The sequence below is a fragment of the Pseudomonas sp. EZ-C24 genome, assembly GCF_014525325.1.
Lineage (GTDB): Bacteria > Pseudomonadota > Gammaproteobacteria > Pseudomonadales > Pseudomonadaceae > Aquipseudomonas > Aquipseudomonas shirazensis.
On the sequence record NZ_JACDIU010000012.1, the window covers coordinates 197,715 to 220,016 of the forward strand.

Annotated in this window: 7 protein-coding genes and 1 pseudogene; 5 read left to right on the top strand and 3 right to left on the bottom strand. The window is 65.5% G+C overall.

The window, feature by feature from the left end; all coding sequences use genetic code 11:
- The first annotated feature begins 222 nt into the window (after positions 1-222).
- Positions 223-13,177 (top strand): annotated as a pseudogene (locus IDM28_RS07715) (non-ribosomal peptide synthetase).
- Positions 13,178-13,303: 126 nt separating this feature from the next.
- Complete coding sequence (locus IDM28_RS07720) at positions 13,304-14,923, top strand: PvdJ/PvdD/PvdP-like protein (RefSeq protein ID WP_188035658.1); 1,620 nt, start codon at positions 13,304-13,306, stop codon at positions 14,921-14,923.
- A 33-nt stretch (positions 14,924-14,956) separates the two neighbouring features.
- Here the strand turns inward: IDM28_RS07720 and IDM28_RS07725 are convergent, their stop codons facing one another.
- Genes IDM28_RS07725 through IDM28_RS07735 form a run of 3 tightly spaced genes read right to left on the bottom strand, consistent with a single transcriptional unit; the run spans position 14,957 to position 19,504 of the window.
- Complete coding sequence (locus IDM28_RS07725) at positions 14,957-16,360, bottom strand: efflux transporter outer membrane subunit (RefSeq protein ID WP_101318091.1); 1,404 nt, start codon at positions 16,358-16,360, stop codon at positions 14,957-14,959.
- Positions 16,361-16,363: 3 nt separating this feature from the next.
- Complete coding sequence (locus IDM28_RS07730) at positions 16,364-18,325, bottom strand: MacB family efflux pump subunit (RefSeq protein ID WP_188035659.1); 1,962 nt, start codon at positions 18,323-18,325, stop codon at positions 16,364-16,366.
- Positions 18,326-19,504 carry an efflux RND transporter periplasmic adaptor subunit gene (locus IDM28_RS07735; protein ID WP_101318096.1) on the bottom strand — a complete coding sequence of 393 codons (1,179 nt, stop codon included), beginning with the start codon at positions 19,502-19,504 and terminating at the stop codon, positions 18,326-18,328.
- A 217-nt stretch (positions 19,505-19,721) separates the two neighbouring features.
- Between IDM28_RS07735 and IDM28_RS07740 the strand changes: the two genes are divergently transcribed.
- The 3 genes from IDM28_RS07740 to IDM28_RS07750 all read left to right on the top strand — a co-directional run bounded on the left by IDM28_RS07740 (position 19,722) and on the right by IDM28_RS07750 (position 22,243).
- Positions 19,722-20,198 carry a sigma-70 family RNA polymerase sigma factor gene (locus IDM28_RS07740; protein ID WP_101318098.1) on the top strand — a complete coding sequence of 159 codons (477 nt, stop codon included), beginning with the start codon at positions 19,722-19,724 and terminating at the stop codon, positions 20,196-20,198.
- A 156-nt stretch (positions 20,199-20,354) separates the two neighbouring features.
- The gene (locus IDM28_RS07745) at positions 20,355-20,834 is read left to right on the top strand and encodes a response regulator (protein WP_101318100.1); all 480 of its coding nucleotides are present in this window, start codon (positions 20,355-20,357) and stop codon (positions 20,832-20,834) included.
- 68 nt (positions 20,835-20,902) lie between these two features.
- Entirely contained in the window at positions 20,903-22,243 is a 1,341-nt protein-coding gene (locus IDM28_RS07750; RefSeq protein WP_188035660.1) for an MFS transporter, read from the top strand.
- The last annotated feature ends 59 nt before the right edge of the window (positions 22,244-22,302 follow it).

Consider the following 22,302-nt stretch of genomic DNA (forward strand, 5'->3'; position numbering starts at 1 on the left):
AAATTAGGCGGAATGATAATGGTTGTCAAATACGAAAGTTAATGAGTATCTATTCGTGTTTGATCTAAGCCTGCCCTCGCGCAGTCATCACCCTCGCTGCCCGCACTGTTAATTATTTGCCCTGCCCATCCGTTCCCCTGTGTACCCAAGGCCGCCTACGCCGCCCGCATTCAGCGAGGCAACGGCCAGGCCCGACTTACCCAGACACTGGCAGGAACACCCATGACGGACGCCTTCGAACTCCCGCACTCGCTGGTCCAGGCCCTGGCGCAACGCGCCAAGCAGACCCCCGAGCGGATCGCCTTGCGCTTTCTGGCCGATGACCCGCGCGAGCAGGCAGTACTGACCTATCAGGCGCTGGATGCGCGGGCGCGGACCATCGCCGCAGCACTGCAGGCGCGGGCCGAGTTCGGTGATCGGGCAGTGCTGTTGTTCCCCAGCGGTGCCGATTACGTCGCGGCGTTCTTCGGCTGCCTGTATGCGGGTGTGATTGCCGTGCCGGCCTATCCGCCAGAATCTGCCAAGCGCCATCATCAACAGCGCCTGTTGTCGATCATCGACGATGCCCAGCCGCGCTTGCTGCTGACCGTGGAAACACTGCGCGACAGCCTGCAGCAACTTGACGCGCTCGCTGCTGACGGCGCGCCGCAGTTGCTGGCGGTCGACCAGCTAGACCCGGCGCTGGCGGCGCAGTGGCGCGAGCCGCAGTTGGCGGGCGATGACATCGCCTTCTTGCAGTACACCTCAGGCTCTACCGCATTGCCCAAGGGCGTGCAGGTCAGCCATGCCAACCTGGTCGCCAACGAGCAACTGATTCGCCAGGGCTTTGGCATCGACCTGAACCCCGACGACGTCATCGTCAGCTGGCTGCCGCTGTACCACGACATGGGCTTGATCGGCGGCTTGCTGCAGCCGATCTTCAGTGGCGTGCCGTGTGTGCTGATGTCGCCGGGATACTTCCTGGCCCGGCCGCTGCGCTGGCTGCAGGCGATCAGCGAGTACGGCGGCACCATCAGCGGCGGGCCGGATTTTGCCTATCGCCTGTGCAGTGAACGGGTTAGCGAAGCGGCCTTGGCCGGGCTCGACCTTAGCCGCTGGCGGGTGGCCTATTCCGGTTCCGAGCCGATCCGTCAGGACAGCCTGGAAACCTTTGCCAGCAAGTTTCAGCCATGCGGCTTCGAGCGCAGCAGCTACTTCGCCAGTTACGGCCTGGCCGAAGCCACCTTGTTCGTCAGCGGCAGCCGTCGCGCTCATGGCATTGCTGCTCTGCAGGTCGATGCCCAGGCGCTGGCCGAGCACCGTATCGAAAGCGGCGAGGGCAGTGTGTTGATGAGCTGCGGCTATCCGCAACCCGAGCACGCCGTGTGCATCGTCGAACCACAGCAGCAACAGCTGCTGGCGGATAACCAGGTCGGGGAAATCTGGGCCGCCGGCCCGAGCATCGCCCGTGGCTATTGGCGCAACCCGCAAGCGACGGCACGCACCTTCGTCGAGATGAACGGCCAGACCTGGCTGCGCACGGGCGACCTGGGCTTTATCCGCGACGGCGAGATATTCGTCACCGGGCGCCTGAAAGACATGCTCATCGTACGCGGGCAAAACCTCTACCCGCAGGACCTGGAGCAGACCCTCGAGCGCGAAGTCGAAGGGCTGCGCAAGGGGCGGGTGGCGGTATTCGCCGTCGACGACAACGGCGAGGAGGGCATCGGTGTCGCTGTCGAAGTGAGCCGCAATGTGCAGAAGTCGACCGCTCCCGAGGCGCTGATCAAGACCCTGCGCCAGGTGATCGCCGATGCCTGTCGGCAGGCACCGGCGGCAGTGCTGCTGCTCAACCCCGGCGCGCTACCGAAGACTTCCAGCGGCAAGCTGCAACGCGCGGCCTGTCGCCTGCGCATGGATGACGGCAGCCTTGATCTCTACGCGCGCTTCCCGGCGATCAGCAGCGTGGCGTCGGCGGCCTCTGTGACAGAGCCCCTGCAAGCGCGCATCGCTGCCATCTGGCGTGACCTGCTCAAGGTCGAAGCGGTGGCGGCCGATGACCACTTCCTGCTGCTGGGTGGCAACTCGATTGCCGCCACGCAGGCGACCGCGCAACTGGCAGACGAGCTTGGCATCGAGCTGAGCCTGCGCACCCTGTTCGACGCCCCGGTGCTGGCTGGCTACAGCGCAGCGGTAGCTGCACTGCTGGCTGACGGCGGCCAGCAGCGCACTCATATCGACGTGCGCGACCGCGCTCAGCCACTGCCGCAGTCGCTGGCGCAAAACCGCCTGTGGCTGCTATGGCAGCTGCAACCGCAGTCGGCAGCCTACAACATCCCGGCCGGCCTGCACCTGCGCGGCGAACTCGACGTTGCCGCGCTGCAGCACAGCCTGCAAGCGCTGGTCAGCCGGCATGAATCGTTGCGTACGGTGTTCAGCGAAGTCGACAGCCAGGCCCTGCAACGGGTGCTGCCTGAGCTGCAACTGGAGCTCGCTCAGCTTGACCTGCATGGGCTGGAACCCACGCAGGTTACGGCCCGCCGCGAAGCCGAGGCGCAGCAGCCGTTCGATCTGGGCAATGGGCCGCTGCTGCGCGCTACTCTGGCGCGGCTGGATGATGAGCAGCACCAGCTGTGGCTGACGCTGCACCACATCGTCGCTGACGGCTGGTCGCTGAACATTCTGCTGGATGAGTTCGCTCGCCTGTACGCGGCCCGCTGCCAGGGCCAGCACGTCAGCCTGCCAGCACTGCCGTTGGGCTACGCCGATTACGGCATCTGGCAGCGCCAGTGGCTGGCCGAGGGCGCGGCTGCAGCACAACTTGAATATTGGCAAGCGCAATTGGGTGATGATCTGCCGGTGCTCGATCTGGCCACCGATCAGCCGCGTTCGAGCCAGCGCACACTGCGCGCCGAGCGCCTCAGCGTAAAAGTCCCGGCCCAGCTCACCACCGCGCTCAAGCAGCTTGCCGAGCAGCAACAGGCCAGCCTGTTCATGATCCTGCTGGCTGCCTGGCAGGGCTTGCTGCACCGCTACAGCGGGCAGCACGACATCCGCGTTGGCGTGCCCAATGCCAACCGCCCACGCCTGGAAACTCAGGACATGGTTGGCTTCTTCATCAATACCCAGGTGCTGCGTGCGCAGCTCGATGGCCGCCAGCCGTTCAGCCAGTTGCTGGCCCAGGTGCGTCAGGCCACGATCGAGGCGCAGGCGCATCAGGACCTGCCGTTCGAGCAACTGCTTGAAGCACTGCCGCAGGCGCGTGAGCAGGGCCTGTTCCAGGTCATGTTCAACCATCAGCAACGCGACCTGTCAGCGCTGCGCCGCCTGCCTGGTTTGCTCGCCGAAGAGTTGCCATGGCACAGCCGTGAAGCCAAGTTCGACCTGCAACTGCACAGCGAAGAAGACCAGCAGGGCCGCCTCAGCCTGGCCTTCGACTATGCCGCCGAGCTGTTCGACGCGGCCACCGTGCGGCGCCTGTCGCAGCACCTGCTGGCCTTGCTCGAACAGGTCAGCGCGCAACCGCAGCTGGCGCTGGGCGATGTGCAGTTGCTTGATGCCGCCTCGCGCACGCAACTGCTGCAGTGGGGCCAGTGCGCAGCGCCGGCGCCGCAGCGCTTGCTGGTCGAGCAGCTCAACGAACAGGCGCGCCTGACCCCGCAACAGCCGGCTCTGCTCTGGGACGGCGGCAGCCTCGATTACGCCAGCCTGCACCAGCAGGCCAACCGCCTGGCGCATTACCTGCGCGACAAAGGTGTCGGCCCCGATACCTGTGTCGCGATTGCCCTGCAGCGCTCGCCACAGTTGCTGGTCGGCTTGCTGGCGATCCTCAAGGCCGGTGGCGCCTATGTGCCGCTGGACGTCGATTACCCTGCCGAGCGGCTGGCGTTCATGCTCGCCGACTGTGGCGCGAGCCTGTTGCTCAGCCACAGCGACTGCCTGGCACAGCTGCCGCAGCGTGCCGAGGTCAGCGTGATCGCCCTTGACCAGCTGCACCTGGACAGCTGGCCAAGCCATGCGCCGGGGCTGCATCTGGAAGGCGACAACCTCGCCTACGTAATCTACACCTCAGGCTCCACCGGCCAGCCCAAAGGCGTCGGCAATACCCATGGGGCATTGGCCGAGCGCCTGCAGTGGATGCAGACCAGCTATGCGCTGGAGGCCAGCGATGTGCTGCTGCAAAAGGCACCGATCAGTTTTGACGTGTCGGTGTGGGAGTGCTTCTGGCCGCTGCTCACCGGTTGCCCATTGGTCCTCGCCGGCCCCGGCGAGCACCGTGATCCGCAGCGCATCGCCGAGCTGGTGCAGCAGTTTGGCGTGACCACGCTGCACTTCGTCCCGCCGTTGCTGCAGGTGTTTGTCGAGGAGCCGCTGGCTGCGAGCTGCACGAGCCTGCGCCGGCTGTTCTCCGGTGGCGAGGCGTTGTCGGCCAGCCTGCGTGATCGGGTTCTGCAGGTACTGCCGCAGGTGCACCTACACAACCGCTATGGCCCGACCGAAACCGCAATCAACGTAACCCATTGGCATTGCCAGCCAAGCGATGGCGAGCGTTCACCGATTGGCAGGCCGCTGGCCAACGTGCTCTGCCAGGTGCTCGATGACGAGCTCGAGCTGAGTCCGCCAGGTGTGCCGGGCGAGCTGTGCCTGGGTGGCGTCGGCCTGGCTCGGGGTTACCTGGGCCGACCAGGGCTGACCGCCGAGCGCTTCGTGCCGCAGGCCGATGGCAACGGCGCGCGCCTGTACCGCAGCGGCGACCGCGTCCGTTGGTTGCCCGAGCATGCGGCGCTGGAATATCTGGGCCGGCTCGATCAGCAGGTCAAGGTCCGTGGCTTCCGGGTTGAACCCGAAGAAGTGCAGGCCTGCCTGCTGGCTCAGCTGGGCGTCTCTCAGGCGGTGGTGCTGATTCATCAGGACGCGGTTGGTGCGCAGTTGCTCGGCTATTACACCGGTAACGAGCAGAGCGAGGCGCTGCTGGCCGCACTGAGCGAGCGCCTGCCGGCCTATATGGTCCCGGCGCAATTGATCCACCTTGCTCAGATGCCCATCGGCCCGAGCGGCAAGGTCGAGCGCAAGGCGCTGCCGGCGCCGGTCTGGCAACAACGCCAGCACGTCGAGCCGCACACTGCGCTGCAACAGCAGGTCGCGGCAATCTGGCGCGAAGTGCTCGGCGTGCCGCAGGTGGGCTTGCAGGATGACTTCTTCGCCCTCGGTGGCCACTCGCTGCTGGCCACCCAGATCGTCTCGCGCACACGCCAGGCGTTGGACGTCGAACTGCCGTTGAAGACCTTGTTCGATGCCAGCCAGCTGGGCGCATTCTGTGTCGAGATTGCCGGGCTGCGCGAGCGCGGCGAGCATAACCAGCAAGGCGCTATTTCGCGGGTCGACCGGCGCCAGGCGGTGCCGCTGTCGTATTCGCAGCAGCGCATGTGGTTCCTCTGGCAGATGGAGCCGGACAGCCCGGCCTATAACGTCGGCGGCATGGCGCGCCTGCGCGGCACCTTGCACGTGGATGCCTTCGAGCGCGCCCTGCATGCGTTGATTGCCCGTCACGAAACCCTGCGCACCACCTTCCCGAGCATCGATGGCGTGCCGTACCAGTGCGTCGCCGAGCACAGCCCATTGCAGGTGCAGTGGCATGACTTCAGCGCGGTGGCTGCCGAGCAGCGCCAACAGCGCCTGCAAGCGCTGGCCGATCAACAGGCGCACCAGCCGTTCGATCTGGAGCGCGGTGCGCTGCTGCGCGCCTGCCTGGTCAAGGCCGCCGAGCGCGAGCACTACTTTGTCCTGACCTTGCACCATATCGTCACCGAAGGCTGGGCGATGGACATCTTTGCCCGCGAACTGGGTGAGCTGTACGAAGCCTTTGTCGATGATCGCGAGTCGCCGCTGGCGCCGTTACCAGTGCAGTACCTGGACTACAGCGTGTGGCAGCGGCAATGGCTGGAAGGCGGCGAAGGCGAGCGCCAGCTGGCCTACTGGCAGGCCCGGCTGGGCGATGAACAGCCGCTGCTGGAACTGCCCAGCGACCGCCCACGGCCGCCGGTGCAGAGCCATCAGGGCGGGCTGTACCGCTTCGACCTCGACCCGGCACTGGCGGCGCGGGTGCATGCGTTCAATGGCGAGCGCGGCCTGACCCTGTTCATGACCATGACCGCCACTCTGGCGGCCTTGCTGCACCGCTACAGCGGCCAGCGCGACCTGCGTATCGGTGCGCCGGTGGCCAACCGGATTCGCCCGGAAAGCGAAGGCCTTATTGGCGCCTTCCTCAACACCCAAGTACTGCGCTGCGAGCTGGACGGGCAGATGCGTGCAGGCGACCTGCTCGAGCAACTGCGTGACACCATCGTGGCCGGCCAGTCGCACCAGGACCTGCCGTTCGAGCAACTGGTCGAAGCCTTGCAACCGGCGCGCAGCAGTGCCTACAACCCGCTGTTCCAGGTGATGTGCAACGTGCAGCGCTGGGCCTTCCAGCAAAGCCGCGAGCTGGCCGGGATGCAGGTCGACTACCTGCTCAACGACGCCAGTGCGACCAAGTTCGACCTGTACCTGGAAGTTACCGACCTGGACGGCCGCCTCGGCTGCTGCCTGACCTACAGCCGCGACCTGTACGATGAACCGCGCATCGCCCGTATGGCCGAGCACTGGCAACAGCTGCTGGCTGGGCTGATCGCCGACCCGCAGCAGCGTCTGTGCGAGCTGCCGATGCTGGCCGCGGCCGAGCAACAGGCGCTGCTTGAGCAATTGCAGGGCGAGCCTGCTGGCGAGCTGCAACACACCCTGCACGGTCTGTTCAGCGTGCAAGCCCAGCGCAGCCCGGATTCGCTGGCGCTGACCTTTGCCGGTGAACACCTCAGCTATGCCGCCCTCGACCAGCAGGCCAATCGCCTGGCGCGGGTGCTGCGCGAGCGTGGCGTCGGCCCGCAAGTGCGGGTTGGCCTGGCACTTGAGCGCTCGCTGGAAATGGTCGTTGGCCTGTTGGCAATCCTCAAGGCCGGCGGTGCCTATGTGCCGCTCGACCCGGAATACCCACTGCAACGCCTGCAATACATGATCGAAGACAGCCGCATCGGCCTGCTGCTCGGCCAGCGCGATTTGTTCGAACGGCTCGGCGAGTTGCCGGCCACTGTCGGCCGTTGGTGCCTTGAGGATGATGCCGCGGCCTTGGCTGATTACAGCGATGCAGCGCTGACCAACCTCAGCCTGGCGCAGCATCAGGCCTACCTGATCTACACCTCAGGCTCGACCGGCCAGCCCAAGGGCGTGGTGGTCAGCCACGGCGAAATCGCCATGCATTGCCAGGCCGTGATCAGCGCGTTCGGCATGCGCAGCGACGACTGCGAGCTGCACTTCTATTCGATCAACTTCGATGCTGCCAGTGAGCGCCTGCTGGCGCCGCTGTTGTGCGGTGCGCGGGTGGTCTTGCGCGGGCAAGGGCAGTGGGGCGCCGAGGAAATCTGCCAGCTGGTGCGCGAGCAGCAGGTGAACATTCTTGGCTTCACCCCAAGCTACGGCAGCCAGCTGGCTCAGTACCTGGCCAGCAGCGCCGAGCAATTGCCAGTGCGTCTGGTAATCACCGGCGGTGAAGCGCTGACCGGCGAGCACCTGCAGCGGATCCGCCAGGCGTTTGTTCCGCAGCAGCTGTTCAACGCCTATGGGCCGACCGAAACCGTAGTCATGCCGCTCGCGTGTCTGGCGCCGACGACCCTGCCGGCCGACGCTGGCAGCGTGCCGATCGGCCAAGTGATCGGCGCTCGCAGCGCGTACGTGCTGGATGACGATCTGGCGCTGTTGCCCCAGGGCGGCATCGGCGAACTGTACATCGGCGGCGCCGGCCTGGCCCAGGGTTATCACGACCGCCCCGGTTTGACTGCCGAGCGTTTTGTCGCCGACCCATTCAGCGGCGACGGCGGCCGCCTGTACCGCACCGGCGACCGCGTGCGCCTGCGTGCTGATGGCTTGGTCGAATACGTTGGCCGTGCCGACCAGCAAGTGAAGATCCGTGGCTTCCGGATTGAACTGGGTGAAATCGAAAGCCGCCTGCAAGCCTACGCCGATATCGACGAGGCAGTGGTGCTGGCGCTGGACTTGCCCGGCGGCAAGCAGCTGGTCGGCTATCTGGTCTGCGCTCAGGCCAACGCCGACGCGGCTACCCAGGCCGATCTGCGCGAAGCGCTGAAGGCTCATGCCCGCCGGCACCTGCCGGACTATATGGTCCCCGCACACCTGGTGCTGCTCGCCCAGCTGCCGCTGATGGGCAACGGCAAGCTCGACCGCCGCGCCTTGCCAGCGCCGGATCTGGAGCTGGTGCAGCTGCATTATCAAGCCCCGGCGAATGCGCTCGAGGAGCAACTGGCGCAGGTCTGGCGGGAGGTGCTCAACGTCACCCGAGTTGGCGTGCAGGACAACTTCTTCGAGCTGGGCGGCGATTCGATTCTGTCGATCCAGGTAGTCAGCCGGGCCCGCCAGCTGGGGCTGCAGTTCACCCCGCGCGACCTGTTCCAGCACCAAACCATCCAGGCACTCGCCGCGGTGGTCAGGCACAGCGATGCGCCTAGCGTGATCGAGCAGGGCGCGCGGGTCGGCAGCAGCGCGTTGACGCCGATCCAGCAATGGTTCTTCGACAGTGAAGTGGTCGAGCCGCAGCATTGGAACCAGGCCGTGCTGTTGCAGGTCCGTGAGCCATTGCTGGCGGCGAGCCTGGCACAGGCGCTGGCCGCGTTGCTGGTCCAGCACGACAGCTTGCGGCTGCGCTTCAATCAGGTGAACGGTCGCTGGCACGGCGAGTATCAACAGCCGACCAGCGAGCAACTGCTGTGGACGGCAACGGTCGCCGATCTGGACGACTGCCAGGCGCTGTATACCGATGTGCAACGCAGCCTCGACCTGCAGCAAGGGCCGCTGCTGCGCGCCTTGCTGGTCAGTGATGGACAAGGCCAGCAGCGTTTGCTGGTCGTTATCCACCACCTGGTGGTCGATGGCGTGTCCTGGCGGGTGCTGCTCGAGGACTTGCAGGCGCTGTACCGCGGCGCCAGTCTCGCGGCCAAGACCCACGCCATGGGCGACTGGGCAGCGCGCCTGGCTACCTATGCCGGCAGCGACTCGCTGCGCGATGAGCTTGGCTGGTGGCAGACGCAACTGGCTGGCGTGCGCCGTGAGCTGCCCTGTGATCATCCTCAGGGCGGCAACCTCAACCGACATGCACAGACCCTGAGCATCAACCTTGAGGTCGAACAAACCCGCCAGCTGCTGCAGCAGGCGCCGGCGGCCTATCACACCCAGGTCAACGACCTGCTGCTGACCGCCCTGGCGCGCACCCTGTGCCGCTGGAGCGGCGACCGCGAAGTGCTGGTGCAACTGGAAGGCCACGGCCGCGAAGGCTTGTTCGAAGACCTCGACCTGACCCGCAGCGTCGGCTGGTTTACCAATGCCTATCCACTGGCCCTGGCCATCGAGCCAGGCGAACACGATCAGGCCCAGGCAAGCTCGATCAAACGCATCAAGGAACAACTGCGCCAGGTGCCGCACAAGGGCATCGGTTACGGCGTACTGCGTTACCTCGCTGACGCCGCCAGCCGCGAAAGCATGGCAGCGCTGCCGCAGGCGCGGATCACCTTCAACTACCTCGGCCAGTTCGACCAGCAGTTCGATGCGCATGCGCTGTTCCAGCCGCTGGATGCGCCGGCGGGCCTGGCCCACGACCTCGACGCGGCGCTGCCCAACTGGCTCAGCGTCGATGGCCAGGTTTACGGCGGTGCCCTGCAACTGCGCTGGAACTTCAGCAGCGAGCGCTACGAGCACGCCACCATCGCCGCGCTGGCCGAAGACTATCGCCGCGAACTGCTGGCGCTGGTTGCCCATTGCCTGGCCGATGGCAACGGCAGCTTCACCCCGTCGGACTTCCCCCTCGCTCACCTGAGCCAGGAGCAGATCGACAGCCTGCCCGTTACCCGCTGCGCAAATCGACGACGTCTACCCGATGACGCCGATGCAGGAGGGCATGCTCCTGCATACCCTGCTCGAGCCGGGCACCGGCATCTACTACATGCAGGACCGCTATCGCATCAACAGCGCGCTCGAGCCGCAGCGCTTTGCCCAGGCCTGGCAGGCGGTAGTCGCCCGTCACGAAGCCCTGCGTGCCTCGTTCAGCTGGAGCGCCGGCGAAGCGATGCTGCAGATCATCCATAAGCCGGGCCACACCGCGGTCGACTATCAGGACTGGCGCGAGCTGGATGAAGAGGCCCAGGAGCAACGCCTGCAAGCGCTGCACAAGCAGGAACGCGAAGCGGGCTTCGAATTGCTCAGCCAGGCGCCGTTTCACCTGCGCCTGGTGCGCGTGGCCGACGAGCGTTACTGGTTCATGATGAGCAATCACCACATCCTGATCGATGCCTGGTGCCGCTCGTTGCTGATGAACGACTTCTTCGAGATCTATCAGGCGCTCGGTGAGGGCCGCCAGGCGCAACTGCCAGTGCCGCCGCGCTATCGCGATTACATCGGCTGGCTGCAACGGCAGGACCTCGATGAAGCGCGCCAGTGGTGGCAAGCCAACCTGGCCGGATTCGAGCGCGCCACGGCGCTGCCCAGCGACCGACCGCTGCGCCACGACCATGCCGGCGACGGCATGATCGTCGGCGACTGCTATACCCGGCTGCAGGTCGAGCAGGGCGCACGCCTGCGTGAGTTGGCCCAGGCCCACCAGTTGACCATCAATACCTTCGCCCAGGCGGCCTGGGCACTGGTGCTGGCGCGCTTCAGCGGCGAGCGCGACGTGGTCTTCGGCGTTACCGTGGCTGGGCGGCCGGTGAGCATGCCGCAGATGCAGCGCACGGTTGGCCTGTTCATCAACAGCGTGGCCCTGCGTGTGCAATTGCCGGCGCCGGGGCAGCGGCAAAGTGTGCGGCAGTGGCTGCAGGGCCTGCTCGAGCGCAACATGGAGCTGCGTGAATACGAGTACCTGCCGCTGGTGGCGATCCAGGAGCGCAGCGAACTGCCCAAGGGCCAGGCGCTGTTCGACAGCCTGTTCGTGTTCGAGAACGCGCCAGTGGAAACGGCCGTGCTCGACCACGCCCAGCACCTCAACGCCAGCTCTGACTCGGGCCGGACCCACACCAACTTTCCGCTGACCGCGGTGTGCTACCCCGGTGATGACCTAGGCCTGCACCTGTCGTTTGACCAGCGCTATTTCGATCACGCCACGGTCGAGCGCTTGCTGGCCGAATTCAAGCGCCTGCTGCTGGCGCTGGTCGAGGGCTTTGACGGCGAGGTCAGCGCGCTGGCGTTGCTCGGCGCTGAAGAACAACGCTTCCTGCTCGAAGACTGCAACCGCAGCGAGCATGCCTACAGCCTTGAACAGAGCTATGTCGAGCTGTTTGAAGCGCGCGTCGCCGCGCATCCGCAGCGGGTCGTGGCGCGCTGCCTGGAGGCCAGTTTTTACTACGCCGGGCTCAACCTGGCCGCCAACCGCATGGGCCACGCGCTGCTCGCAGCGGGCGTCGCCATCGATCAACCCGTAGCCCTGCTGGCCGAGCGTGGCTTGCCGCTGCTGGGCATGATCGTCGGCAGCTTCAAGGCCGGCGCGGGCTATCTGCCGCTCGACCCCGGGCTGCCAGCGGCGCGCCTGCAACGCATCGTCGAGATGAGCCGCACGCCGCTGCTGGTGTGCACCGCCGCCCACGCCGAACAGGCGCGGCAACTGCTGGATGAGCTGGCCGGTGCCGTACGGCCAACCTTGCTGGTGTGGGAAGAAATTCAGCATAGCGCCGTGGCTAGCCATAACCCAGGCGTCTACAGCGGCCCGGACAACCTCGCCTATGTGATCTACACCTCCGGCTCCACCGGTTTGCCCAAGGGGGTGATGGTCGAGCAGCGTGGCATGCTCAACAACCAGTTGAGCAAGGTGCCGTACCTGGGGCTGGACGAGCACGACGTGATCGCCCAGACCGCGTCGCAAAGTTTTGATATTTCGGTCTGGCAGTTCCTCGCCGCGCCGTTGTTCGGGGCCCGCGTGGAGATCGTGCCGAACGCCATCGCGCATGACCCGCAAGGCTTGCTCAGCCATGTGCAGGCGAGCGGGATCAGCGTGCTGGAAAGCGTGCCGTCGCTGATTCAGGGCATGCTCGCCAACCCCGAGCAGCACCTGGACCGGCTGCGCTGGATGCTGCCGACCGGCGAGGCAATGCCGCCCGAGCTGGCCGCGCAATGGCTGCAACGCTACCCGGCAATTGGCCTGGTCAACGCTTATGGCCCGGCCGAGTGCTCGGATGACGTGGCGTTCTTCCGTGTCGATGCAGCGTCGACCGAAGGCAGCTACCTGCCGATCGGTACGCCGACCGACAACAACCGGCTGTACCTGCTGGGTGAAGAACAGACCCTGGTGCCGCTGGGTGCAGTGGGCGAGTTGTGCGTGGCCGGCACCGGGGTGGGCCGCGGCTATGTCGGCGACCCGGTGCGCACGGCCCTCGCGTTCATACCGCATCCATACGGCGCGCCGGGAGAGCGCTTGTACCGCACGGGTGATCTGGCCCGGCGCCGGGTAGACGGCGTGCTCGAATACGTCGGTCGCATCGACCACCAAGTGAAGATCCGCGGTTATCGGATCGAGCTGGGCGAGATCGAAGCGCGCCTGCATGAGCAGGGCGAGATCCGCGACGCCGCCGTCGGCGTGCAGGAGGGCGTCAACGGCAAGCACCTGGTCGGCTATCTGGTGGCGCATCACGGCGTGACGGCCGATGCAGCCTTGCTTGAACAGGTCAAACAGCGCCTGCGCAGCGACCTGCCGGAGTACATGGTGCCGTTGCACTGGGGCTGGTTCGACAGCCTGCCGCACAACGCCAACGGCAAGCTCGATCGCAAAGCGCTGCCAGCCATCGATATCGGTGCTCAGCACAGCCAGGACTACCTGGCGCCGCGCAGCGAGCTGGAAGCGACCCTGGCCGCGATCTGGGCCGATGTGCTTGGCAGCGAGCGGGTAGGCGTGCGCGACAACTTCTTCGAGCTTGGCGGCCACTCGCTGCTGGCCACTCAGATCGCCTCGCGGGTGCAGAAGCAGCTGCAACTGAACGTGCCGCTGCGGGCAATGTTCGAGTGCAGCACGGTCGAGGAACTGGCGCTGTATGTCGAAGGGCTGCAGGGCAGTGTGCTGGATGACGACAAGGTCGACCGCCTGAGCGACCTGATGGCCGAGCTGGAAGGCTTCTGACAGCTGCGGCGGGCGGGCGCTGGTCGCCCGCTCGCCGGCGCCTGGCCGAGCGTTAAATTCAACCTGTGGTTATCCGTTCTAGCTTGGACACCACCTGCAGCACCATCGCATTTGATCAGAGGCGCAATGACCATTTCTCGACGCGGCTTCATCGCTGGCCTGGCGCTGGCGGGGGCTACTGGCACGGCGGCTTACTACGCGCACAGGGAGCTGACCCACGACCCGGCCGACGACATCGTTACCCCCGGCGAAGCGACGGTGGAGCCTGCCGATTTCACCGGCCAGGTGCTCGCCGAGCAGATGCGCGGTGTTTGGGACCTGCGCTTCGAGGGCGTTGATGGCGGCCTCGAGGGCTTGCCACTCACGGGCGTGCAGGCGTTTATCGACGTCGCCACCAAGGGCCGTGGCCTGCGTGGTTTTGTCGATACCGGCGAGCAGTTGCGCGCTGACGGCGTGGCCGCCTACCGCATTCTCGGAGACCTGGTCGGGGCCAATTCGCGGCAGGTGCGCTGGCGTTTGATCAGCCTGCGCGGCGGCCCCGGCTACGAGTGCATCGCCACCCTGGATGAGGTCTGGGGCGAGTTCGCCAATGCCGGCAACGCCAGCCTCAGTGGCCGCTTGCAACGGGTCGACCGCTCGCTGACCCTGCCGGTGCCGGACAGCCGCTTCGTTGCGATCAAACGCAGTTTCCCCGAAGCACGTGAGCGCCTGAAGTACAACGCGGCGATGCAGGCCTGGGTGATCAGCCCCGAACATCGCTTGTTCCATCAGCTCTGGCACGCCACCCGCGACCAGTGGCACAAGCTCCCCGAAGACAAGCGCAACGCCCTGCGTGGGCTCGGTTGGCAGCCCGGCCCACGTGAGCAGGAGCGCGATGCCCGCGGCCCGCGCAAGCACCGCAATGGCTCGGGTATCGACTTTCTGTTCATGCACCGGCACATGCTCGCGGCAGCGCGGCAGTTGCAGGACTTGCCCGCCTGGCAGCAGTTTCCGCTGCCGCAGCCCAACGTCGAGTTCGACCGTCAGGGCTTTGCCCGCTACCACGAAAACCACGACGGCTGCTGTGTGCCGCCCAGCTGGCAGGCGCCGGGCGACGAGCCGTATGGCCAGTGGGTTGCAGCGATCAAGGCCAGCGAAACGTTCTGCAGCAACTTCCAGGTGTGGGAGTCGCAGTATCAGGACCCGCAGTACCTGGCCAGGCTCAGCCTGGGCGAGCTTGGTTCGGAAATGGAAATGACCCTGCACGACTGGCTGCACATGTGCTGGGCCTCGGTCCCGCGCGACCCAAGCAACGGCGCTCCGGTGCCGTTTGCCCGTGATCCGAGCGACTTTGCTCCGCGCTGGTTCGGTGCCGACAACGATTTTCTTGGCGATCCGTTTTCATCCCACGTCAACCCAGTGTTCTGGGGCTTTCACGGCTGGATCGACGAGCGCATCGAGGACTGGTATCAGGCCCATGAGCGGCTGCACCCGGGCCAGGTGCGCCGGCTTGAGGTGAGCGGGGTGAAGTGGTTTGCGCCTGGACGCTTCGTCGAGGTCGGCGATCCGTGGCTGGGGCCGGACACCCACGGTTGCAGCAGCACGCCCGGCCTGCGCGTGGGCAAGTCGGTGGAGATGGACGTAGAGACCATGAAGCTGGCTCTGCGCATCACTTTTGCTGAAGACGACACGCTCGCCGGGTTGGTGCGCAAGGTGCCGCGGCGGCCTTGGTATGCGCGGCACTTGTCGCTGAAGAATATCGTCTGAAGCCGGCCTGGGGCCGCGGCCCCGGGCGTTCGCCTACTGCTCGACCTGCCAGCCACCGCCCAGGGCTTTGTACAGCGCTACGCTGCCTTGCAGGCGGGCCAGACGCAGTTGCGCCTGTTGGTCCTGGGCCAGGTACAGCGTGCGCTGGGTTTCGAGCACGCTGAGCAGGGTTTCGGCGCCGGCGCTGTAGCGGCGTTGGGCGATATCGAAAGCCAGCCTGGCCTGGGTGAGTTCCTCATCCTGCCACTGGCGCTGACGGTCTATCCCGCTGATCGCGTTGAGCGCCTTTTCCACATCGGCAAAGCCGGCAACGATGCTGCTGCGGTAGTTCTCCAGCAGTTCCTCCTGCTCGGCCGTGGCCAGGTCGCGGGCCGCACTGAGGCGGCCGTTATTGAAGATTGGCCCGATCAGCCCGGCTGTCAGGGTGTAGTAGGGGCTGTCGAGGATGTCGGCGAAGGTGCGCGCGCCACTGCCCAGTTCGGCGCCCAGGGTAAGCCGCGGCAACAGTGCAGCGCGGGCGACCTGAACATTGGCACTGGCGGCGGCCAGACGTGCTTCGGCGGCGGCGATGTCCGGGCGGCGGCCGAGCAGGTCGCTGGGCACACCACTGCCGATCTGCGGCCAGCGCACGGCGCTGATGCTGGCGCTGGTCTGCGGCAGATTCTGGACCGGTTCGCCGAGCAGTGTGGCCAGCGTCACGCGGTTGTCTTGCCACTGTTGTTCGAGCAACGGCACTTGCCGTTCCTGAGCGGCGACCAGACTGCGCTGCTGGGCAAGCTCCAGGCGAGTGGCAGACCCCGCACCCTGGCGCGCCTCGACCACGCCGAGCACATCGCGCGCGTTGGCCAGGTTGAGGCGGGCGATGCGCAGTTGCTCTTGCAGGGTCAGGCCACGCAGGTAGCTGTCGGCAACGGCGCTGGTCAGGGTCAGCTCGACGGTGTGCCGATCAAAGCGGCTGGCGTCGACCTCGCGCAGGGCGCTGTCGCGGGCGGCGCGCACACCGCCCCAGAAGTCCACCTCGTAGCTGGCGTTCAAGCGTGCATCGAAGGCGGTGCTGGTGCGCTCGCTGCTGCTGGCGTCGAGCTGGTCGTTACCCTCGCCACGCAGCAGCCGCTGGCGGCTGGCGTCGAGGCCGTATTGCAGGTCCGGCAGCAACGGCGCGCCGGCAATCACCGCTCGCGCCTGCGCCTGGCGTACCCGTGCGGCAGCGCCGGCAAGGTCGTGGCTGTTGAGCCGGGCGCGCTCGACCAGACCGTCCAGCTCGCTGCTGGCAAACGCCTGCCACCAGCGGGCATTTGGCAGCGGGTGGTTGTTAACCTCACTGCCGCCTTGCCAGGCCGACGGTGCCGGAAGGTTGGCCTCGGGGGCGGGCGCGGTACTGCAGGCGGCGAGGGCAAGGCTCAGGGATAACAGGCTGATGCGGCTGGGCAAGGTCATGGATTATTCGCTGGTAAGGGCTTTGACCGGATCGAGGCGGGCGGCTTTGCGCGCCGGCATAAAGCCGAACACCACGCCTGTCACCACGGCGCAGGCGAAGGCGCCAAGAATGGCCGGCAGGGCGAAGGCTACGGCGATGTCGGCCAGCAGCAGGCCGCCGCCAATCGCCAGGGCGAGGACAATGCCGGTCACGCCGCCGACCATCGACAGCATCACCGCCTCGCTGAGGAACTGGCGGAGGATGTCGCGCTGACGGGCACCGGTGGCCATGCGGATGCCGATCTCGCGGGTGCGCTCGCGCACGGTCATGAGCATGATGTTCATCACGCCGATGCCGCCGACCAGCAGCGAGATCGCGGCGATGGCGCCGAGCATCAGCGACAGGCTGTTCTGCGTGCGTGCTTCGGCCTGAATCAGCGCCGCGTCGTTGGTCAGTTCGAAATCCGCCTTGCCCTGGTGGCGCTGGCGCATCAAACGCTCGATGGCTGCTTCGGTGGCGCTGACCCTGGCCGAATCGGCGGCGGCGATGATCACGTACTCAGGGTCGTGGCTGCCGAACAGGCGGATCGCCGCTGCGGTATAGGGCACCACGATGCGCTCGTCGCTGTCCTGATCGCCGGAACTGGCACCCTTGGCCGCGAGCATGCCGATTACCTGAAACGGCACGTTGCCGATCAGCAGGTACTGGCCGATCGGATCGCTGCCCGGGGCGAGCAGCTTGTCGCGGACCTTCTGCCCGATCACCGCCACAGCGGCGCCGGAGCGCTCGTCGGCCTCGGTGAAGAAGCTGCCGGCCACCACCGGCCAGTTGAGAATATGCGGGAACTGGATATTGTTGCCGCCGACATAGAACTGCTGATTGTTGTTGCCATGACGGACCATCAGCTCGCCGCCAATGACTGGCATGATCCGCTCGACCTGCGGCAGTTGCGCGACCGCGGCAACGTCATCGAGGCTGACGATGCCGCCCGGTTCGCGCAGGGTGGCGTGGCGCCCGCTCAGGTAGAGGATGTTCGAGCCAAACGCGGCCATCTGCGCCATGACCTGGCGCTTGCTGCCTTCGCCTACAGCGAGCATGACCACCACCGAGGCGACGCCGATGACGATGCCAAGCAAGGTCAGTGCGGTGCGAAAGCGGTTGATCCACATCACCCGCCAGGCGGCTTGCAAGGCTTCGACCAGCTCGCCTTTCCAGGCGCCGCGCTCGACGGCGCCCTGATCCAGACGCTGGCGTAGGTCATCGGCCTGCAGCCCTTGTATGACCACAGGCGGCTGGCCAGCCGCCGAGTCGCTGACGATCTGCCCGTCACGAATCTCGATCACCCGCGCTGCCCTGGCCGCGACTTCGCGGTCGTGGGTGATCAGGATGATCACATGGCCCTGGCTGGCCAGCTCGTCGAGCAGGTTCATCACCTCGGCGCCGCTGTGGCTGTCCAGCGCACCGGTCGGCTCGTCTGCCAGGATGATATGGCCGCCGTTCATCAGGGCGCGGGCAATCGATACTCGCTGCTGCTGGCCGCCCGACAACTGATGCGGACGGTTGCCGGTGCGGCTGGCCAGGCCCAGCCGGTCGAGCAGGGCGGCGGCGCGGGCATGGCGCTCGGCGGCCGCGGTCCCGGCGTAGATGGCAGGCATCTCGACGTTTTCCTGGGCTGAGCCAGACGGGATCAGGTGGTAGCCCTGGAAGACGAAACCGAACGCTTCGCGGCGCAACCAGGCCAGCTCATCGCTGTCCAGTTCTGCAACGTTCTTGCCAGCGAAGTGGTAGCTGCCGGAGGAGGGCCGGTCGAGGCAGCCGAGGATGTTCATCAAGGTCGATTTGCCGGAACCGGAGGTGCCGACGATGGCGACGAATTCACCCGGATGAATGCTCAGGCTGACCCCGCGCAATACCTGCACTTCAGGGCTGTCGATACCGCCGTAGACTTTGCAGATGCCGTTCAGCTCGATCAGAGGCACAGACATTCAACCTCCGCTGGCGCTGGGCGCGCCGATGACCAGTTGCTCGCCTTCGGCGAGGCCGTCGAGGATCTGCACGCGCAGTCGATCACTGAGGCCGGTGCGGACCTCGCGCTGCTCGATCTTGCCGTCGCGCTTGACCACCTGCGCCAGGCGCAGGCCCTCGGCCTTGCCTTCGTCGAAGGCGGCCAATGGCGCGGTCAGGACCTGGCTGGCCTGGCCGGCGACGAAGAACACCTGGGTGGTCATCTCGGCCATCAGCGCGCCGTCGGGATTGTCGACATCCAGCAGTACCGTGTACTGCACCACCTGGCTGCCGGTGGTACCGGCGCTGGCGCTGGCCGGGCTGCCGCCACCTTGGCTGGTCTGATCCAACGGCTTGGGCGGGATCGGCAGGATCTGCCTTACCTGGCTGGTCCAGCGGCGCTTGCCGCCGGCGAGGGTGGTGAAGTAAGCGCTCATGCCCGGCTTGACCTTGCCGATGTCGGCTTCCGAGACCTGCGCCCAGACGGTCATCGGCGACAGCTTGGCGATGCGCAGGATCAGCGGGGTCTGCTGTTGGGCGTTGAGGGTCTGGCCCTCGCGCGCGTCCAGCGCCACCACCGTACCGTCCATTGGGGCAAAGATACGCGTGTAGCCAAGCTCGGCTTCATCACTGCGCAAGCTGGCCTGGGCCTGGCGGATCTGCGCCTGGTACATGTCGATGCGCGCCTGGGTGACCTTGAGCTGGGCGTCAGCGCTTTGCAGGTCTTCGGCACGGGTGGCGCCGGCGGCAGCCAGTGCACGTTGGCGCTGCTGTTGTTGCTGGGCTAGCTGGAATTGCGCGCGTTGCTCAGCCAGTTGCGCCTTGAGGTTGTCGATCGAATAACGCCCGGCATCGAGCCTGGCCTGTTGCGTCGAGGGGTCGATTTCGACCAGCAGCTGACCCTGGCGGATCGGGTCGCCGACTTCGACGTGCAGCTTGCGGATCTGCCCCGACGCCTGCGCCCCCACGTCGACGTAGCGGCGTGGCTGCAGGGTACCCAGCGCGGTGACGCTGCTTTCGATGTCGGCGCGGGTAACCGCGACGGTGCTGACTGGCGCGCCAGCCAAGGGCAAGCTGGCCCAGGCCAGTACGCTGCCCAGTGCCAGCAGGCCGAGGCCACCGAGCAAAACACGGTGGCGGGTGGTGGTTGAGCGACTCATGCGAACTTCCAGCCAGTGAGGTTGGCCACACGCTGCCAATCAGGGCGCGCACGGAGGTGCCAGATAGACGAAAGCGCTCTATCCGGATTTAGCCGGAAAAGGTGATCGCGTGCTTGTTGCTGAGAATAATTATAATTTGTAAGATCGCACTCTGATATCACTCAGTCCCGCGTCAATGCAGTGCATATTGCCCAGCAGGGAGACGCCAGGTGCCGTTGTGGAACATTATTATCGCGAGTTGGTGAGCTTTCTTTGCGCGCGTCTGGGCAATCGCCAGGCCGCTGAAGACGTGGCTCACGACGCTTATCTGCGGGTGCTGGAGCGTACCGATACGCAGCAGATCGAGCATCCCCGCGCGTTCCTTTATCGCACTGCGCTCAACCTGGTGATTGACCGCCACCGCCGCCACCTGATCCGCCAGACCGAATCGCTCGATGTGCTCGACAGCGATGAGCGCTGGCACAGCCCGGCGCCGTCGCAGAGCATGCAGCTTGGCCAGCGCCTGGCGCTGATGCAGCGCGCACTGGATGAACTCAGCGCGCCGTGTCGCGAGTGTTTTCTGCTGCGCAAGATCGACGGTCTGTCGCATCCGCAGATTGCCGAGCGTCTGGGTATTTCCCGCAGTCTTGTGGAAAAGCACATCGTCAATGCCATGAAGCACTGCCGCGTGCGCATGCGCCAGTGGGAATCGTGAACGGCGGCCAGTGAAAATCCCCGTGCTGGCACCTTGATTTCTCGCGTTTTAGCGACGAGTATCAGTAAAGACCCCGCCTGGTAGTCACCGGGCATGCCTGAACTGGCGCAGTATGGTCATGGAGCGTGTGTCCTTACCTCTGCCCAGGTTCGATCGATGCCTCATAAATCCTTGCGCATCCTCATCGCCGACGAGCACCCGTCCCAGCGTTTGCAGCTGGAGAAGATGCTTAATGCCATGGGGTATTACCGGATCGCCCCGGTGGAAAACTTCGAAGACTTGCAGCGCCTGGTGCAGAGCGCGCTGCAGCCGTTCAATCTGTTGATTGGCAACATCGAGCTGGCTAGCCACGCCGGTGTTGATCTGGCGCGTTTCTGTCGGGTCAGTTCGCAGATTCAGCATGCCCTGCTGTATCACTCGCAGCGCCTGAAAGTGCCGGCGGTGCCGCAGACCGAGCGCAAGGCGGTGAGCATCAGCCTGCCGAAAGTGCCTGACAGCGAGGCGTTGGAGTCCTTTATGGCAATCATCGACCTGCCGATGGTGGTCGGCCAGTTGCCGCTGCCGCCCGGGCTTTCCCCAGGCTCGGGCTATCCAAGACTGCGGCGCAACTTCGCCCAGACCGTGTTCAACCGCTAAGCCTGGATGCGCCTGATGGCTGCAGGGTTTGTTATTCTCTCGCCCTTTGCCGATCTGCGGACTCTGCCATGACAGCCATCGATAGCGCGCCTGCGCCGCGGTTTACCCGCGCTGACCACCGGACCCTGGGTCTGGCGGCGCTGGGCGGCGCGTTGGAAATCTACGATTTCATCATCTTCGTGTTCTTTGCCCTGACCCTCAGCCAGCTGTTTTTCCCGCCGGAAATGCCTGAGTGGCTGCGTTTGTTGCAGAGCTTCGGGATTTTTGTGACTGGTTACCTGGCGCGGCCGTTGGGCGGTATCTTGATGGCGCATTTTGCCGACCATCTGGGCCGCAAGCGGGTGTTCAGCCTGAGCATCCTGATGATGGCGCTGCCGTGCCTGCTGATCGGGGTGATGCCGACCTACGCCGACATCGGCTACGCCGCGCCGTTGATCCTATTGGCGCTGCGGATTCTGCAGGGCGCGGCAGTGGGCGGTGAAGTGCCCAGCGCCTGGACCTTCGTTGCCGAGCATGCGCCGGATGGCCGGCGCGGCTACGCATTGGGCTTTTTGCAGGCTGGATTGACCTTTGGTTATTTGCTCGGCGCGCTTACGGCTACTTTGCTGGCGCAGCTGTTTACCCCGCAGGAGATCCTTGATTACGCCTGGCGTTACCCGTTCTTGCTTGGCGGGGTGTTCGGCGTGATTGGGGTTTGGCTGCGCCGTTGGTTGAGTGAGACGCCGGTGTTTCTGGCGCTGCGTGAGCGGCGTGAGCAGCCGGTGGCGTTTCCGTTGCGCCAGGTGTTGCGCGAGCATCGGCGGGCGTTGCTGCCGGCGGCGCTGCTGACCTGTGTGCTGACTTCGGCGGTGGTGGTGTTGGTGGTGATTACGCCTACAGTGATGCAGCAGCGCTTTGCTATCAGTGCTGGGCATACCTTTGCCTTGAGCAGTGTCGGGATCGTGTTCTTGAATATTGGTTGCGTGCTGGCGGGGTTGCTGGTTGACCGCATCGGGGCGTGGCGGGCGTTGCTTGTTTATAGCCTGGCGCTGCCGGTGGGGATTGCCACGTTGTATGCGAGTCTGGTGGGGCAGTGGGGGATGATCTGGCCGGCCTATGCGCTGGCGGGTCTTTGCTGTGGGGTGGTGGGGGTGGTGCCTTCGGTGATGGTCGGGTTGTTTCCGGCGCAGATTCGGGTTTCCGGGATTTCCTTTACCTATAACGTGGCATATGCATTGTGGGCAAGTACTACGCCTTTGGCTTTGATCGCCTTGATGCCTTGGAGTCCTTGGGTTTGTGTGGGGTTCTGTTTGGTGATGGGGGTGGTTGGGGTGGTGACTGCGCTGTATTTTCAGGGGCGGGAGTCGTTGGTGTTTGCAGGTGATAGTTCTGCTTCAGGGGCGGCTTTGTGTCGCGAGGGGGCTGCTTAGTTAGGCTTGGCTGTCTTCGGGTTGATCGCGGGTCTTTTGAGCTTATCCATTTGATTTAT

Excerpts from the sequence above, each read along its gene's own strand:
- IDM28_RS07720 (WP_188035658.1), top strand. The coding sequence starts at position 13,304 with ATGACCATTTCTCGACGCGGCTTCATCGCTGGCCTGGCGCTGGCGGGG.
- IDM28_RS07725 (WP_101318091.1), bottom strand. The coding sequence starts at position 16,360 with ATGACCTTGCCCAGCCGCATCAGCCTGTTATCCCTGAGCCTTGCCCTC.
- IDM28_RS07730 (WP_188035659.1), bottom strand. The coding sequence starts at position 18,325 with ATGTCTGTGCCTCTGATCGAGCTGAACGGCATCTGCAAAGTCTACGGC.
- IDM28_RS07735 (WP_101318096.1), bottom strand. The coding sequence starts at position 19,504 with ATGAGTCGCTCAACCACCACCCGCCACCGTGTTTTGCTCGGTGGCCTC.
- IDM28_RS07745 (WP_101318100.1), top strand. The coding sequence starts at position 20,355 with ATGCCTCATAAATCCTTGCGCATCCTCATCGCCGACGAGCACCCGTCC.
- IDM28_RS07750 (WP_188035660.1), top strand. The coding sequence starts at position 20,903 with ATGACAGCCATCGATAGCGCGCCTGCGCCGCGGTTTACCCGCGCTGAC.